The organism is Rhizobium sp. PP-CC-3G-465 (genome assembly GCF_004343445.1).
Lineage (GTDB): Bacteria > Pseudomonadota > Alphaproteobacteria > Rhizobiales > Rhizobiaceae > Ferranicluibacter > Ferranicluibacter rubi.
The window spans coordinates 745,190-761,457 of the sequence record NZ_SLYH01000001.1; the positions used below are offsets into that span (position 1 = coordinate 745,190).

Consider the following 16,268-nt stretch of genomic DNA (forward strand, 5'->3'; position numbering starts at 1 on the left):
TGTTCTGGAGTCTGGCCCATGGATGTTAACTGGTTTTTCCCGCCGCATGACGGGCTCCGCCTGAGTGATCTGGCGGAGCGCATCGGCGCTTCGCTACAGGACGAGACGGCCGGTGACCGGATCGTTTCGTCCGTCGCCCCGACCTATCGAGCCGGCCCTCGCGACATCTGCTACATGCTGCAGCGGCGATATCGTGACGAGTTCACGACATCGCAGGCGGCTGCCGTAATCTGCGACGAAAGTGTCGCGTCGATCGTACCGCCGCATATTCCGGTGCTGCTCGCGAAATATCCCCACACCGCCTTCGCGCTCGCCGGCGCCATTTTCCATCCCGAAGCGTTGCGTCCGATCCAGAATCTCGGCGGACAGACCGGCATCTCGCCGGCGGCATTCGTCGATCCCACGGCACGGCTGGAAGACGGCATCGACATCGAGGCTACGGCCGTGATCGGGGCAGGGGTCGAGATCGGCTCCGGCACGCGCATCGCCGCCGGCGTCGTCATCGGCCCGGGCGTGCGGATCGGCCGGGACTGCACGATTTCGGCCGGTGCGACGATCCTCTGCTCGCTCGTCGGCAACAATGTCATCATCCACCCCGGCGCCCGTATCGGGCAGGACGGCTTCGGCAATGCGCCGGGTCCGCGCGGCGGCATGATCAAGATCGTGCAGATCGGCCGCGTCATCCTGCAGGATCATGTGGAGATCGGCGCCAACACGACGATCGACCGCGGCGCGATGGACGATACGGTCATCGGCGAGGGCACGAAGATCGATAATCTCGTGCAGGTCGGTCACAACGTCCGCATCGGGCGCCATTGCGGCATCGCGGCGAAGGTCGGCATTGCCGGCAGCACGCGCATCGGCGACGGCGTCATGATCGGCGGCGCGGCGGCCATCAACGGACATATCACGATCGGCGACCGAAGCCAGATCGGCGCGATGAGCGGCGTGGCCGCGGACGTGCCGGCCGGCGAGCGGTATGGCGGCATTCCCGCGCGCCCCATGCGCGACTTCCTGCGGGAAGCAGCCGAGATCGCGGCACGGGCCAACTTAAGAAAGCGTAAGACGACGACGGGAGACAAGCAATGAGCGACACCCCAATGGGCGATACCCCCATTTACGACACGGGGGCAACCGTTCTCGGCACGGCCGACATCCGCGAGATCATGAAGCTCTTGCCCCACCGCTATCCGTTTCTGCTGGTCGACAAGATCATCGAGATCGACAGCGACAATTCGGCGATCGGCATCAAGAACGTCACGGCGAACGAGCCGCATTTCACCGGCCACTTTCCCGACCAGCCGATCATGCCCGGCGTTCTGCTGATCGAGGGCATGGCCCAGACGGCGGGCGCGATCTGTGCGCGCAAGACGGCCACCGGCAGCAACCTCGTCTACTTCATGACCATCGACAATGCGCGTTTCCGCAAGCCCGTCGTGCCGGGCGACCGGGTCGAGTATCACGTGGTCAAGCAGAAGCAGCGCGGCAGTATCTGGAAGTTTCATTGCGATGCCAAAGTTGACGGGCACCTCGTCGCGGAAGCGGATATCGGCGCGATGATCATCAGCAAGGACGAAGCCTGACATGATTGCCGAGAGCGCCAAGGTTCATCCGTCCGCCGTCATCGAGGACGGGGCCGTCATCGGCGAGAACGTCACCATCGGCCCGTTCTGCCATGTCGGCGGTCTGGTGGAGCTTGCCGACGATGTCGTGCTGATGAGCCATGTGGTGGTCATCGGCCGCACGAGCGTCGGCCGGGGAACAAGGATCTTCCCCTCGGCGGTGATCGGCGGCGATTCGCAAAGCGTGCATCACAGCGCGGTCGATACCCGGCTCGTGATCGGCGAGAATTGCACGATCCGCGAGGGCGTGACCATGAACACGGGCACCGTGGAGCATGGTGGCCTGACCTCCGTCGGCGACAACAACCTGTTTCTCGCCTATGCGCATGTGGCGCATGACTGCCGGCTCGGCAGCAACATCATCCTGTCCAACAATGTGATGCTGGCCGGCCATGTCGTGGTCGAAGATCGTGCGATCCTCGGTGGCGGCTCGGCCGTGCACCAGTTCACCCGCGTCGGCCGTCAGGCGTTCGTCGGCGGTCTCTCGGCTGTGAGCTACGACGTCATTCCCTACGGTATGCTGAACGGCAATCCGGGCATTCTCTCAGGGCTCAACGTCGTCGGCATGTCGCGTGCCGGCCATGACAAGGCGGTCATCCATCAGGTGCGCCGCGCCTACAAGTCGATCTTCGAAGGCACGGGCTCGGTTCGGGCCAATGCGGCGGCGATCCGCGACGATTATCTGGACTGCGCGCCGGTCATGGAGATCCTCGATTTCATCGGCGCGGAAAGCGACCGCGCGCTCTCGTCCCCCACCCGGGGAAAGAAGGGCTGACCGCGATGCCGGGCCAGAGCCCAGAATCGCCTGGAGACCGCGAGGGGCGGGGCCGTCTGGCGATCATCGCCGGCGGCGGTCGTCTGCCGCATCACGTCGCGGATGCGGCGCGGGCGCATGGCGAAAATCCTTATATCATCGCGCTGACGGGCGAGGCCGGAGACGGCTGGGGCGGCTATGACAGCTGCACGCTGGGGATCGGTAATTTTCGCGATATCAGCGCGACATTCCGGAATGAAGGCATCGACCGGGTCGTGCTGTCCGGCGGCGTGCAGCGGCGGCCGGAATGGCGGGATATCCGCCCGACGCTGAAGACGCTGTCGCGCGTGCCGGCGGTGCTGAAGACGCTGATCTCCGGCGGCGACGATGCGGTGCTGAAGATGGCGATCGCGCTGATCGAGGCGAGCGGCGCCCGGGTCATCGGCGTACAGGAGATCGTGCCGGAACTTCTGGCCGAGATCGGGCCGATCGGGCGGATCTCGCCCAATGACGATGACCAAAGGGATATCGCAGCGGCAACGGCGGCGGCCAATGCGCTGGGCAAGCTCGATGTCGGGCAGGGCGCCATCGCGGTCGGTGGACGGGTCGTGGCACTCGAGGGCCCCGAGGGCACCGACGCGATGATTGCGCGCGTGGCGGGCCTGCGTCGAGACGGACGGATTTCGCAGCGCCGCCGTGGCGTGCTGGTCAAGCTCTGCAAGCCGCAGCAGGACCTCCGCGCCGATCTGCCCTCCATCGGGCCTTCAACGATCGAGAGTGCATTGGCGGCGGGCCTTGCGGGCATTGCCGTGGAGGCCGGCCGGGCGCTGGTTCTGGAGCGGGCGGCCACCATCGATCTGGCCGATCGCTCGGGCCTGTTCGTAACCGGGCTCGATCGCACTCTGCCGGTTTCGTGAACCTTCGGACGAAGAGGCCGGTTTCCCGGCGGTTGGTGACACTGTGACGGACGGCGGGCGCATTGTCGTTCCGCGAGCGATTTTCGAGGAGGGTGCATGCCGAAACAGAACACGCCGGGTCCCATCAAGGTTGCGGTCATTGCTGGCGAGGTCTCCGGGGATCTGCTCGGCGGGGATCTGATCCGGGCGCTGAAGGACCGTGTCGAGTCCGTCTCGCTTGTCGGCGTTGGGGGGGAGGCGCTGCAGGAACAGGGGCTCGTCTCGCTGTTCGATTATTCCGAACTCTCGATCATGGGCATCTCGCAGGTGCTGGCCCGTCTGCCGAAGCTCTTGCTGCGCATTCGCCAGACGGCGCAGGCGATTGTCGCCGCAAAGCCGGATGTGCTCGTGATCATCGACAGTCCCGACTTCACCCACCGCGTGGCCAAGCTGGTGCGGGCTTCGCTGCCCGACCTGCCGATCGTCGATTACGTCTGCCCCAGCGTCTGGGCGTGGAAGCCGGAGCGGGCTCTGCGGATGCGGCCTTACGTCGACCATGTCCTCGCTGTCCTGCCGTTCGAGCCGGAGGCGATGGAAATGCTGGGCGGGCCGCCGACGACCTATGTCGGGCACCGGCTGGCCTCGGATGCGGATGTGCTGGCGGTGCGCGCGGCGCAGTGGGCGCGGGGCGAGGCGCGCAGTGAGGCGCTTGGGTGGGCCGGGGCGGAGGCTGGAGGCGAAGAGGCGCCGCGGACGTGCCTCATCCTTCCCGGTTCGCGCGGCTCCGAGATCACGCGGCTGCTGCCGGTGTTCCGGGAGGCGGTCGAGATCATGGCGCGGCGGTCGCCTGCCTTCCGTTTCGTCTTGCCGACCGTGCCGCGGCAGGCCGAGCATGTGCGGGACATGGTGCGCGACTGGCCGGTCAGCGTCGAGGTGCTGGTGGGAACGCCGGCCAAGTGGCAGGCTTTTGCCGAGGCCGATGTCGCCATGGCGGCCTCCGGCACCGTCATCCTGGAACTCGGCCTTTGCAGCATTCCCGTCGTATCGAACTACAAGGCGGACTGGCTGATCCGGATGATGCACAAGCGCATCCGCATCTGGACCGCCAACCTGCCGAACCTCATCGCCGACTATGTGATCGTGCCGGAGTATTTCAACGAAGCGATCCGGCCCGGCGCGCTCGCCCGCTGGATGGAACGGCTTGCGCTCGACACCCCGGAACGCCGCGCGATGATCGGCGGTTTCGATACGGTGTGGGACATCATGCGCACGGAGGTGCCGCCGGGCGAGAGGGCGGCCGAGGTCGTGCTCCAGACGATGGCGGCGAAGGCTGCGCACCTCTAGAGTCTGTCAGGTTCATTCTGAACCAGCCAGACTCTAAATCCCTCTTTTGTCGTTTGTCTCTTCGGGATAACCGGATTCCACTTATCCCAGACAAACTCTAGCGCGTCAGGCTTTGTCGGCCAGAAGGCGCTCGATGAGATCGGGGGTCAGTTCGGTGAAATGGGTGATGACGATGGTGGGGTCGAGGGTTTCCACGGCGACGTCGGAATAGCCGAAGGGGACGGCGATGGAGGGGATGGCGGCGTTCTGGGCGACGAGGATGTCGTTGCGGCTGTCGCCGATCATCACCGCGCGCCCGGGCGTTCCGCCGGCAAGGCGGATGGTGGCGAGCAGATGCTCGGCATGGGGCTTGCGGACGTCGAAGGTGTCGCCGCCGGTGATGGCCGCGAAGTGGGCGGTGAGGCCGAGGGTTTCGAGCAGCGTTCGTGCGAGCATTTCCAGCTTGTTGGTGCAGACGGCCAGCAGGTAGCCGGCGCCGGACAGCCGGTCCATGGCATCGAGCACGCCGGGATAGGGCATGGACGCGCCGGGCATCGTGGCGTGATAGTGGGCGACGAATTCCTTCATCTGCCAGGCGAGATCGTCTTCGCTCAACGGCTTGCCGCGCAGCCTGAACGTCCGCTCGATCATGGCCTGTGCGCCGTGGCCGACGAGATGGGTCAGGTCGTCATAGCCGACCGGTGCGAGGCCCGCCTGCGTGACCGCGTGATTGAGGCTCGCGACGAGATCGGGCGCGGTATCGACCAGCGTTCCGTCGAGGTCGAAGACGATGGTGGCGGGGGCCAGGGAGCTGGATGAGGGGGCGCTGGATGAGGAGGACATGGGCGCGGCCTTTGCGGGTCTGGAGTCCGGGTCTGGGGTTTGCCTGCCGGGGTATGCGACCGCGGGCCGAAATGCAATCTGTCTCGGTTCGAAGGCGATCGGCCGGTCGCTTGAGGGGGCACGTTTGGCGGGGTGTTCGTGCCGGGGGCTTTCCTCTGTCGCATGGGCCGTGTAAACCTCCGGGCGGCCGGGCCTGCCCGGACCACGGGTTCAACGGGAGACAGCGGCGCATGGATGCCCGCCACATGAAGATCAAGGCCGCCGAGGCGGCGCTCGCGCATGTCGAGGACGGCATGCGGCTCGGGATCGGAACCGGCTCGACGGCCGAAGAGTTCATTCGGCTGCTCGCCGAAAAGGTCGCGGACGGTTTTCGCATCGAGGGTGTTCCGACATCCGAGCGCACGGCGCGGCTATGCCTCGACCTCGGCATTCCCCTGCGCTCGCTGGACGAGCTGCCGGAACTGGACCTGACGATCGATGGCGCAGACGAGGTCGATTCCAACCTCAACCTCATCAAGGGCGGCGGCGGGGCGCTCCTGCGGGAGAAGATCGTGGCATCCTCCTCGGCGCGCATGATCGTCATTGCCGACGAGAGCAAGGTCGTGGACACGCTCGGCGCCTTCAAGCTGCCGATCGAAATCAACCCTTTCGGGCAGAAGGCGACGCTGATCGCCATCGAGAAAACCGCCGCACGGCTGGGGCTTGCGGGCGATCTCACCTTGCGCAGTTCCGGCGACGGGCTGTTCGAGACGGACGGTGGACATCTGATCGTGGATGCATCTTTTGGCCGCATTCCTGATGCAGATGCGCTGGCGCGCGAGCTGAACGGACTTCCGGGCGTGGTCGAGCACGGCCTCTTCATCGGCATGGCTTCTCTGGCGATCATCGCCGGCGAGGCGGGTGCCAGGGTGATGACGAGCGCACGATCGACCTGATCCCTATTCCCATTTACCGGACGCGTCGAACCGGCGCGACGCCCAAGAACACACAGGAGCTTTTTCGCATGAACAGATTTGCTGGCCGGGTCCGCGTCTTGACCGCCTTCGTCCTTCTCGCCACCACGGCACCGGCAGCCTTTGCGCAGGACGTGACGGAAGACCACCTGAAGGCCGCGCGCGCCGCCATCTCCGCCATCGGTGCCACCGACAATTTCGACAACATCCTGCCGAACCTCGCCGAGCGCCTGAAGGCCAACCTGATCCAGTCCTCGCCGAACTATCAGGACCTGATCTCCTCGACCATCGACGCCAAGGCGCTGGAACTGGCCGGCCGCCGCGCCGACCTGGAGCGGGAAGCCGCGACCATCTACGCCAAGACCTTCACCGTCGACCAGCTGAACGCCATCAGCGCGTTTTACCAGTCGGAAGCCGGCAAGAAGCTGCTGAACGACGGCCCGATCGCGTCGAGGGAAATGCTGAAGGCCGCCGACATCTGGGCGGCCGGCGTTTCGCGCGACCTGAACGCGGAAGCCACCAAGTCGCTGCAGGCAACGCTCGCCCCGCCGGCCGACGCCGCCGCCGGCCAGGCTCCGGCCGCACCGGCACCGGCAGCGACACCGGCGCCCTGAGGCTATCGCCCCATCATCGTGACGACGTCTTTGCGCCCTCCGGACCTTCCGGGGGGCTTTTCTTTTGTCGGCCCGGCGCACTATATCAGTCGCATGCCAACGGGCAGCGCCGGACGTGACCGCGCCGCGCCCGCCTCTTCTCGGTTCCCGGAGCCCTTCCATGACTTCTTACGATTATGATCTCTTCGTCATCGGCGGCGGGTCCGGCGGGGTGCGCAGCGGGCGCGTTGCGGCATCGCTCGGCAAGAAGGTCGCGATCGCCGAGGAATTCCGCTACGGCGGCACCTGCGTCATTCGCGGCTGCGTGCCAAAGAAACTCTACGTCTATGCCTCGGCGTTCTCGACCGATTTCAAGGATGCCGAAGGCTTCGGCTGGACGGTCGGGGAGACATCCTTCGACTGGCACAAACTAGTGGCGGCCAAGGAAGCCGAGATCACCCGACTGGAAGGGCTCTACCAGAAGGGGCTCGCCAATGCCGGCGCGGATATTTTTCACACGCGGGCCGAACTGGTCGGGCCGAACAGCGTCAAGCTGATCTCGACCGGCCGGATCGTGACCGCGGAGCGGATCGTGATCGCCGTCGGCGGACGCCCGGCCCCGCATGAGGCGCTGCCGGGCCATGAGCTGACGATCACTTCCAACGAGGTGTTCGACCTGCCCGAACTGCCGAAATCCATCCTGATTGCCGGCGGCGGCTATATCGCCGTCGAATTCGCCAACATCATGCACGGGCTCGGCGTCGAGACGACGCTGATCTATCGCGGCAAGCAGATCCTCTCGCGGTTCGACAACGACATGCGCGAGGGCCTGCAGAAGGCCATGACCGACAAGGGCATCCATATCCTCTGCGAGGACATCATCGAGACCATTTCGGATGCGCCAAGCGGCGGGCGGCTGGTGACGACGCTGAAGGGCGAGATCCTGACGGTGGATCAGGTGATGCTGGCGCTCGGCCGCGTGCCCAACACGGAAGGCCTCGGGCTGGAGGCTGCGGGCGTGAAGACCGACCATCAAGGGGCGATCGTCGTGGATGCGTTCTCGCGCACCAGCGCGCCGGGCGTCTATGCGCTGGGGGACGTGACCAACCGCGTGCAACTGACGCCGGTCGCCATCCACGAGGCGATGTGCTTCATCGAGACGGAGTACAAGGGCAACCCGACCTCGCCCGACCATGACCTGATCGCCACCGCCGTGTTCTCCCAGCCGGAAATCGGCACCGTGGGCCTGTCGGAAGACGAGGCCGCGCGCACGCTGTCGGACGTCGAGATCTACCGGACGGAGTTCCGGCCGATGCGCGCCACGCTGTCGGGCCGCTCCGAGAAGACGATCATGAAGCTGGTCGTGAATGCGGAAAACCGTAAGGTGGTCGGCGCGCATATTCTGGGCCCGAGCGCCGGCGAGATGGCGCAGCTTCTCGGTATTTCGCTGAAGGCCGGTGTCACCAAGGACGATTTCGACCGGACGATGGCGGTGCATCCCACGGCGTCGGAAGAGCTGGTGACGATGTATGCGCCGAGCTACCGGCTGCGCAACGGCGAGCGGGTGTAGAGCCGGATCGGCCTCGGCTGATGCGCCGGCTTCGATGCCGGGGAGTGATGCCGGTGAGTGCCGCGAGAAGCGGCACGAGCCAGCGAAGGCCATCCCAGGCGGTGTCGTCGAGCGGATCGGCGAAGGCGTCGGTCTTCCGTTTGCCGTGCGGGCGGGTGTTGTTACGGCCTGTCAGGGCGAGGATCAGAAGCTGGTCGCGCATGGGGCTCTCCTTCTCAAGGTGCAGGATCGGGAGATAGCCGTCTGCCGCGCGCGATCGTAGATGCGGGAATGAAAGGGGCGTTTCATTCCTGCAATGAGGCCACCTTTCGTCTTGGTGCTATAAGAGCCAAGCGCGTGAAGGGGACGGACGATGGACGAGACGGCCTGGGACGACCTGCAACTCTTTCTGCATGTGGCGATGGCGGGGGGCCTGAGCGCCGCAGCCGCGCGCACGGGCCTGAGCGCGCCGACGATCGGGCGCCGGATGCTGGCGCTGGAAAAATCCCTCGGCCGCTCCCTGTTCGAGCGCAGCCAGCAGGGTTACCGGCTGGCGCATGACGGCGAGATCCTGCTTGGCCATGTTCGTGGCATGCAGGCTGCCGTGGCCGGGATTGCCGGGTGGCGGTTCGAGCTTCCCATCGTGACGCTGGCCGGCGACAGCTGGATGGCCGGGTTCATGGCCGACCATATCGATGTGCTGCGGGGGCCGTCGGATCGCTTCCGGCTCTGCTGTCGGGACACGACAGAGGAACTGGCCTTTCGCGGCGTGGATGTCAGCCTGCTTCCCAAGGCACCGGCCGGCGGCAATGTCGCGGCGTTGCGATCGATCGGCATGCGCTATGCCGTCTATGCCGCGCGGCAGGCGTCGGCGGAGACGCGGGGGCGATGGATCTCGATGTCCACGGATACGGCGCGGCTGGCGCCGGAGCGCTGGGTCTTCGAGAACCATGAGGCCGACATCCACACCTGGACGACGAGCTTCGACCTTCTTCACCGGCTGGTGCGCAACGGGGCCGGGCGCAGCCTGATGCCGGTCTTCGTGGGGGATGCCGATCCGGAGCTGGAGCGGATCGGCGAACCCGTCGCAGCGCTCGATCATGCGCTCCATATTGTCAGTCACGACGACGAGCGGCATCGCCCCGAGGTGCGGCTGGTGATCGAGCGTCTGGCGGCACTGCTGAAAGCCAAGGCAGGCCTGTTTTCCGGGCAAACCAAAGTGGCGCCGGCCTGAGCGTCAGGCACGGCGGACGCCGGGGCGGCCGCGCCCGACAGGGCCGGCGACGGGCTTTGCAAGCGGCATCTTAACGTCTATAAGCCCGCATCGAAGAGGGCGCCGGAGGAGGCGCCCCGTGCGACGAGGCCTGCCGATTGAGGCGGGACCGTGAAAGGCGATCGAGATGGCACAGAACTGGACACCGACCAGCTGGAGGCAGAAGCCTATCAGCCAAGTTCCCGACTTCCCGGATGCATCCGTCCTGGCGGCAACCGAGGCGCAGCTTGCGACCTATCCGCCGCTCGTCTTTGCCGGTGAAGCGCGCAACCTGAAGAAGGCGCTTGCCAATGTTTCCGAAGGCCGAGGCTTCCTGCTGCAGGGCGGCGACTGCGCCGAGAGCTTTGCCGAGCACGGCGCCGACACGATCCGCGACTTCTTCCGCGCCTTCCTGCAGATGGCCGTGGTGTTGACGTTCGGCGCGCAGCAGCCCGTCGTCAAGGTCGGCCGCATCGCCGGCCAGTTCGCCAAGCCCCGCTCGTCCAACATCGAGCGGCAGGGCGATACCGAGCTTGCCAGCTATCGCGGCGACATCATCAACGGCATCGACTTCACACCTGAGTCGCGCATTCCGAACCCGGAACGCCAGATCATGGCCTACCGCCAGTCGGCCGCGACCCTGAACCTGCTGCGCGCTTTCGCGATGGGCGGCTATGCCAATCTCGACAATGTGCACCAGTGGATGCTCGGCTTCGTCAAGGACAGCCCGCAGGCCGAGCGCTACCGCAAGCTCGCCGACCGGATTTCCGAAACGATGGACTTCATGAAGGCCATCGGCATCACGCCGGAGACGAATCCGTCGCTGCGCGAGACCGATTTCTTCACCAGCCACGAGGCGCTGCTGCTCGGCTACGAACAGGCGCTGACCCGCGTCGATTCGACCTCGGGCGACTGGTATGCGACGTCAGGCCACATGATCTGGATCGGCGATCGCACGCGCCAGCCGGACCATGCCCATGTCGAATATTGCCGCGGGATCAAGAACCCGATCGGCCTGAAATGCGGTCCGTCGATGACGGCCGACGGGCTGATCGAGCTGATCGATATCCTCAACCCTGCCAACGAGGCGGGCCGGTTGACGCTGATCTGCCGCTTCGGCCACGACAAGGTTGCCGAGCACCTGCCGCGCCTCATCCGCGCCGTGCAGCGCGAAGGCAAGAAGGTTGTCTGGTCCTGCGACCCAATGCATGGCAACACGATCACGCTCAACAGCTACAAGACCCGGCCGTTCGAGCGGATCCTCAGCGAAGTGGAAAGCTTCTTCCAGATCCACCGCGCCGAAGGCACGCATCCGGGCGGTATCCACATCGAGATGACAGGCAACGACGTGACGGAATGCACGGGCGGCGCCCGCGCACTCTCGGGTGCCGACCTTGGCGACCGTTACCACACGCATTGCGACCCGCGCCTCAACGCCGATCAGGCGCTGGAACTGGCCTTCCTGCTCGCCGAGCGGATGAAGGGCGGACGCGACGAGAAGCGGATGCTCGTCAACGGCTGGGCATAAGGCGCCGTCGATGATGTGACGTCCTTGCCAAGTTTGCAGGGGCCGGAGAGCGATCTCCGGCCCTTTTTGCTTGTCTGCGCCTTTGGTCGGATCGACCGAATGTTCGGCGAAAGACTCTCAGTTGCGCTTGTTCTCGTAGGCTTCGAGACGGTCGTGGAGGCGGGCGATGTTGGCCTGGAGGGTGGCGATTTCCTTGAGGAGGACGTCGTCGATCTTGTGGTGGATGGAGATGAGTTCGATCTCCGACTTGAGGTTCACTTCATAGTCCTTCGAGGCATTCAGCCGGTCCTTGGCGGCCTCGCGGTTCTGCGACATCATGATGACCGGCGCCTGCAGGGCGGCGACCATGGAGAGGACGAGATTGAGGAAGATGAAGGGGTAGGGATCGAAGGCCTCGCTCTGGGTGAGGAGGAGGGTGTTCACCAGCGCCCAGGCGGCGAGGAAGACGAGAAAGCTGATGATGAAGGCCCAGGAGCCGCCGACGCGGGCGATCTGGTCGGCGAGGCGGTCGCCAAAACTCTGGCTTGCGACGAAGCTGGCATTGACGTCCTCCGACAGCGTCTGGCGCGCATGCGCTCTTCCGATCACGCGGCGCTCGACCGCGCCGAGGGCTGCCGCCGGTTTGTTGAAGAGGCGGTGCGAGATATCTTCGATGGTGGACATGCGGGCTCCGGGGTCCTGAAACGCTCTGTGAGAGCGATACCGCCCTGTTTTCGGCGAAACTGTGTCGTTTCGCGGCAGGGTGTAAAAGTGGGGAAAATGCGGAAGGTAAGTTAAGTCTTAGTTATTCGTTTCCGCGCTAAAAATGAAACCGCGCGATGTGCGAAACTCCCCCTATGCGCCTTGTCGGACATCATGTCCTCCCGCTTCTTAACTGTCTTTGCGCGGTGATGCGCTTCACCGGAGTTTTTCGCATGTCGTTTCAAAATCTTTCCATCCTGAAAAAGGTCGGGCTGGTCGTCCTCGTGATGGGACTGTCCTCCGCCGCCATCGCCGCCGTGGGCATACGGGGCATCGGAGCGCTGGAGGAGACGATGGTTTCCGTCGGTGCGCGCGAGGAGGTCGCCCGCGAGGCGATGGATCTCCGGGTCGACGTCATCTCCATTAGCCGCATGACCTACCAGCTGGCCGCAGAGCCGGCCAAGGCGGCGGATGTCCGCACCGAGGCCGCGCGGCGGCAGAGCGAGATGCTGGCACGCCTGCCGAAGATCGAGGCGGCCGCCGATGCGACGCAGAAGGCCCAGATCAAGACGGTGGAGGAGAAGCTCACGTCCTATTTTGCCACGATCGATACGATGGTGGACGCGGCAGCCGCGCCCGGCGCCGACACTGCCTCCATGGCCGGGCCGCTCGGCCTGGCGCTCGATGCGCAGAAGGCGGTGACCGCCGCGGTCAAGGTTTACAGCACCTATTCCGGCGATGCGCTGGCAGCCGCCCGTGCCGAGGCCCTGCAAAGTTCGTCCACGACCATGTTCGTCGCGATCGGCGCCGCCATTGCCGCCATCGCACTCGGCGGCTTCGTCAGCCTGCTGGTCGCACGCCGCGGTATCGTCGCGCCGGTTCGCGAGATGACCGGGGTCATGCGCGAGCTTTCCGAGGGACGGCTGGATGTCGGCACGATGGACACCGCGCGCCGTGACGAGATCGGCGAGATGGCGCGAGCGCTCGACGTCTTCCGTCGCAACGCCATCGCCATGCGGGACATGAAGGCGCAGGAGGCGGCCCTGCAGGCAAGCAGCAGCGATCTCCAGTCGAGCATCGCCTCCGTCGTTGCCGCGGCTGTCGCCGGCGACTTCACGGCGCGTATCGATCGCGATTACGGATCGCCGGACCTCAACCGCTTTGCCGCCAGCGTCAACGAACTGGTCGGCAGCGTGGACCAGGCGATCGGCGAACTGCGCCGCGTCATCGAGGCGCTGTCGCAGGCCGACCTGACGCAGAGCATGAACGGTCGGTTCCAGGGCGCGTTCGGCGAACTGCAGGCCAATGTCAACGCGACGATGGTGACGCTGCGCTCCACTATGGAAAGCGTGCGCGGCGCGGGCTCGACCATTTCGGAAAGCTCGGCGGAGCTGAGCGGGGCGGCGAACGACCTGTCGAAGCGCACCGAGCAGCAGGCTGCGGCGCTGGAAGAGACGGCGGCGGCCCTCGACGAGATCACCGCCACGGTTCGCACGGCCTCCATGCGGGCGAACGAAGCGCAGGACATGGTGCGCGAGACCAAGGCCAGTGCAGAGCGGTCCGGCGCCATCGTGCGCAGCGCCGTCGATGCCATGGGACGGATCGAGGACTCCTCCAGCCGTATCGGGCAGATCATCGGCGTGATCGACGAGATCGCGTTCCAGACCAACCTGCTCGCGCTGAATGCCGGTGTGGAAGCGGCGCGCGCCGGGGAAGCCGGTCGCGGCTTTGCCGTCGTCGCGCAGGAAGTCCGCGAGCTTGCGCAGCGTTCGGCCAATGCCGCCAAGGAGATCAAGACGCTGATCAGCGCCTCGGCTTCGGAAGTCGAGGGCGGCGTGACGCTGGTGCGCTCCACCGGCACGGCGCTTCTGGAGATCGAGAAGCTGGTCAATCAGGTCAACGGTCATGTGGAGAGCATCGCTACGGCCTCGCGGGAGCAGGCCACGGCGCTGGGCGAGATCAACACCTCCGTCAACCATATGGACCAGATGACGCAGAAGAACGCCGCCATGGTGGAAGAGACGACGGCCGCCAGCGAGACCCTCGCCGACCAGAGCCGCCAGTTGCAGCAGCTCCTCGCCCGGTTCCGCCTGGAGCAGGGGTATGAGGCCGGAGCCCGCCGCGCGGCGTGAGGTCTGGCGAAAAAGGATGACGAGGGGCGCGGACGATGTCCGCGCCCCTTTTGTATTTCAGACGTGCGGCGTTCTGACCGCCTGTTCGCTCCGCGGCTCCGAAGAGCAACCGATCACATCACCGGTTGCGGAAACAGCTCTGCGTGGGTTTCGAAGAAGCGGTCGGTGCCGTAGCGTTTGCCGAACATCATGTCGTGCTGGAGGAAGCGGTAGTCGCGCAGCACGGAAGGGATCTTCTTGTTGCGGGACCAGGCTTCGGTGTCCTTGCCGGCGGCGTCGACGAGCATGTAGCGGTCGACGACGTGGTAACGGTTGAAAACGTCGCCAAGGAAGGCGGTGTAGTAGGGGTGCTCGAAGCCGCCGGTCTTCAGGATCTGGTAGGAGAGGAAGGCCGGGCTGATGGTGCCGACGTTCTTCACTGGGCCGGTCTTGTTCGACCAGATGACCAGTGGCGTCTCGTGGCTCGCCGCCATCTGCTCGACCGTGCCTTTGCGCGACGCCGTGACGTCGGGCATGTAGCCGGTGGAGGTATAGACGGTGTTCAGCGGCGGCAGGTGGTCGCCGAAGAGCACGATGATCGTCTCGCGGTCGCGTTCCTTGGCCCAGTCCATCAGCATCTTCAGGCTGTCATCGGCCTCCTTCACGCCCTGCGCATAGGTTTCCAGCACCTGCCGGTCGTTCTCCGGCAGGTCGCCTTCGACCTTGATGGTGTTGTGCGCATAGCGGTTGGCCTCGTAGGGACCGTGGCCCTGCAGCGTCACCGTGAAGAAGAAGAACGGATCGCGCAGTTCGTCGGCCTGGCGCATGATCTCTTTGGTCAGGGATTCGTCGGAGGTGAAGATGCCGCGCTTCTCCATGGGCGGCAGGTTTTCCTCCGAGCGAAACTGCTCGAAGCCGAAGGACTTGTAGACGGCGCTACGATTCCAGAACCAGCCCTGGAACGGGTGGACGGCGCGCGCGACATAACCTTCGCCGCGGAAGAAGGTGGCGAGCGAGGGGATCGGGTTGCGGATGTACTGCTGATACGGAATGCTGCCATAGGGCAGGAAGGCATTCGAGAAGCCGGTCAGCGCCTCGAACTCGACATTGGCCGTCATGCCGCCGAACTCCGGCGAGAACACGTCGCCGGACTGCATTTCGCGGATCGTCGGCATCGGGTCCGGCGTCAGCTTCACGTTTGGCAGGCGGGTCGGATCCCAGAAGGATTCGCTCATGAGGACGATGACGTCGGGCTTGCCGCGATGCGACGTGCCGGCGGGCACAGGCTCGGTCGGGATCGCGTCGATGGCGTTGGCCATGTAGCCGGGAGGGGCCGCGACATTCGCCATCGGCAGGTTCAGCACGAAGGCGAGCGTGAAGCCGTTGTGGCGGTAGTTTTCGGTCTGGTCCCACATGATGGGGATGATCTGCAGCCGGTCGCGCACCCAGGAGAACTGGTTGTAATCCATCAGGTGGTAGAAGCCGCCGAGGAGCGGCAGGGCGACGGCTAGGCGGGCGATGCGCTGGCGGCGCGTAAGCCGGGGGAACCGGCGCCAGGCGTGGCGGATGAGCCAGGTGAGGCCGGCCAGCGACAGGACGAGGCCGACGGCGATACAGATTGCCGTTCCTGGCCGATCGCGCACCAGAACGGGCATCAGCTCCAGGATCTGGCGGCCGAACAGGAAGTCCGTGGGATAGAGCGGATCGGAGAGGAAGATCTGCTTCTGGCGCGTGATGAGCGCCGGGACCAGCGCCAGCGGGGCGAGCAGGACCAGCCCGTATTCCGCGCGGCCGACGATGGCATCGACGGCGAGGAAGAGCAGGAAGAAGACGAAAGCGGTGACGAAGGCCGGGCGGGCGGGATCGAGAAAGAAGGCGTAGGCTTCGGCTGCCGAATTGCGGGCGATCCACTCGACGATGAAGATCAGCGAGACTGCCAGCAGAAACGAGACGACGATGCCGCGGATGTTGGACAGGGTCTTCGACGGACGCAGGTCCTGGACCGCTGTCGGTCCATAGACGTCCACGGAGGGTTTGACGTTCACGGCTGACTGAAAACTCGCCATGGCCGGCTCCCTTCACAAATTCTTCGCATGACTGTCATACCGATGTCATGTTGAACAGAGGATGAATGTGCTTTCCCACGCACAATGCCTGTGATTT

Annotated in this window: 15 protein-coding genes; 12 read left to right on the top strand and 3 right to left on the bottom strand. The window is 65.3% G+C overall.

Going from position 1 to position 16,268, the window contains the following annotated elements:
- Nucleotides 1-18 precede the first annotated feature (18 nt).
- From lpxD to lpxB, 5 genes are all read left to right on the top strand, one after another.
- A complete protein-coding gene (gene lpxD, locus C8J33_RS03400; protein ID WP_132447385.1) occupies nucleotides 19-1,089 on the top strand; it encodes a UDP-3-O-(3-hydroxymyristoyl)glucosamine N-acyltransferase in 1,071 nt (356 codons plus the stop codon).
- An 11-nt stretch (nucleotides 1,090-1,100) separates the two neighbouring features.
- Nucleotides 1,101-1,583: a 3-hydroxyacyl-ACP dehydratase FabZ gene (fabZ, locus tag C8J33_RS03405; protein ID WP_110799024.1), complete on the top strand. Its 483-nt coding sequence runs from the start codon at nucleotides 1,101-1,103 to the stop codon at nucleotides 1,581-1,583.
- 1 nt (nucleotide 1,584) lies between these two features.
- A complete protein-coding gene (gene lpxA, locus C8J33_RS03410; protein ID WP_110799023.1) occupies nucleotides 1,585-2,397 on the top strand; it encodes an acyl-ACP--UDP-N-acetylglucosamine O-acyltransferase in 813 nt (270 codons plus the stop codon).
- A gap of 5 nt (nucleotides 2,398-2,402) precedes the next feature.
- On the top strand, nucleotides 2,403-3,293 hold the full coding sequence (locus C8J33_RS03415; protein WP_132663140.1) for an LpxI family protein: 891 nt from the start codon (nucleotides 2,403-2,405) through the stop codon (nucleotides 3,291-3,293).
- Between the two features lie 96 nt (nucleotides 3,294-3,389).
- Nucleotides 3,390-4,616 carry a lipid-A-disaccharide synthase gene (gene lpxB, locus C8J33_RS03420; RefSeq protein WP_132663141.1) on the top strand — a complete coding sequence of 409 codons (1,227 nt, stop codon included), beginning with the start codon at nucleotides 3,390-3,392 and terminating at the stop codon, nucleotides 4,614-4,616.
- 105 nt (nucleotides 4,617-4,721) lie between these two features.
- Here the strand turns inward: lpxB and C8J33_RS03425 are convergent, their stop codons facing one another.
- Nucleotides 4,722-5,438 carry an HAD family hydrolase gene (locus tag C8J33_RS03425; RefSeq protein ID WP_422037407.1) on the bottom strand — a complete coding sequence of 239 codons (717 nt, stop codon included), beginning with the start codon at nucleotides 5,436-5,438 and terminating at the stop codon, nucleotides 4,722-4,724.
- Between the two features lie 230 nt (nucleotides 5,439-5,668).
- Between C8J33_RS03425 and rpiA the strand changes: the two genes are divergently transcribed.
- The 6 genes from rpiA to C8J33_RS03455 all read left to right on the top strand — a co-directional run bounded on the left by rpiA (nucleotide 5,669) and on the right by C8J33_RS03455 (nucleotide 11,313).
- Nucleotides 5,669-6,373 (top strand): ribose-5-phosphate isomerase RpiA, encoded by a 705-nt coding sequence (gene rpiA / locus C8J33_RS03430; protein ID WP_110799020.1) that lies wholly within the window; start codon nucleotides 5,669-5,671, stop codon nucleotides 6,371-6,373.
- Between the two features lie 68 nt (nucleotides 6,374-6,441).
- Nucleotides 6,442-7,005: a DUF2059 domain-containing protein gene (locus C8J33_RS03435; RefSeq protein WP_110799019.1), complete on the top strand. Its 564-nt coding sequence runs from the start codon at nucleotides 6,442-6,444 to the stop codon at nucleotides 7,003-7,005.
- 160 nt (nucleotides 7,006-7,165) lie between these two features.
- Complete coding sequence (gene gor, locus C8J33_RS03440) at nucleotides 7,166-8,554, top strand: glutathione-disulfide reductase (RefSeq protein ID WP_132663142.1); 1,389 nt, start codon at nucleotides 7,166-7,168, stop codon at nucleotides 8,552-8,554.
- Nucleotides 8,555-8,588: 34 nt separating this feature from the next.
- A complete protein-coding gene (locus C8J33_RS03445; RefSeq protein WP_132663143.1) occupies nucleotides 8,589-8,816 on the top strand; it encodes a hypothetical protein in 228 nt (75 codons plus the stop codon).
- A 90-nt stretch (nucleotides 8,817-8,906) separates the two neighbouring features.
- Complete coding sequence (locus tag C8J33_RS03450) at nucleotides 8,907-9,767, top strand: LysR family transcriptional regulator (RefSeq protein ID WP_132663144.1); 861 nt, start codon at nucleotides 8,907-8,909, stop codon at nucleotides 9,765-9,767.
- A 166-nt stretch (nucleotides 9,768-9,933) separates the two neighbouring features.
- Nucleotides 9,934-11,313, top strand: a complete 1,380-nt coding sequence (locus tag C8J33_RS03455; protein ID WP_132447377.1) for a class II 3-deoxy-7-phosphoheptulonate synthase — start codon at nucleotides 9,934-9,936, stop codon at nucleotides 11,311-11,313.
- 117 nt (nucleotides 11,314-11,430) lie between these two features.
- Here C8J33_RS03455 and C8J33_RS03460 read toward each other — a convergent pair whose 3' ends face one another.
- Nucleotides 11,431-11,976 (bottom strand): DUF1003 domain-containing protein, encoded by a 546-nt coding sequence (locus C8J33_RS03460; RefSeq protein WP_110799015.1) that lies wholly within the window; start codon nucleotides 11,974-11,976, stop codon nucleotides 11,431-11,433.
- Nucleotides 11,977-12,227: 251 nt separating this feature from the next.
- Between C8J33_RS03460 and C8J33_RS03465 the strand changes: the two genes are divergently transcribed.
- Nucleotides 12,228-14,126, top strand: a complete 1,899-nt coding sequence (locus C8J33_RS03465; RefSeq protein ID WP_132663145.1) for a methyl-accepting chemotaxis protein — start codon at nucleotides 12,228-12,230, stop codon at nucleotides 14,124-14,126.
- A 113-nt stretch (nucleotides 14,127-14,239) separates the two neighbouring features.
- Here C8J33_RS03465 and C8J33_RS03470 read toward each other — a convergent pair whose 3' ends face one another.
- Nucleotides 14,240-16,171, bottom strand: coding sequence for an LTA synthase family protein (locus tag C8J33_RS03470; RefSeq protein ID WP_110799014.1), 1,932 nt, complete (start codon nucleotides 16,169-16,171; stop codon nucleotides 14,240-14,242).
- Nucleotides 16,172-16,268 lie beyond the last annotated feature (97 nt).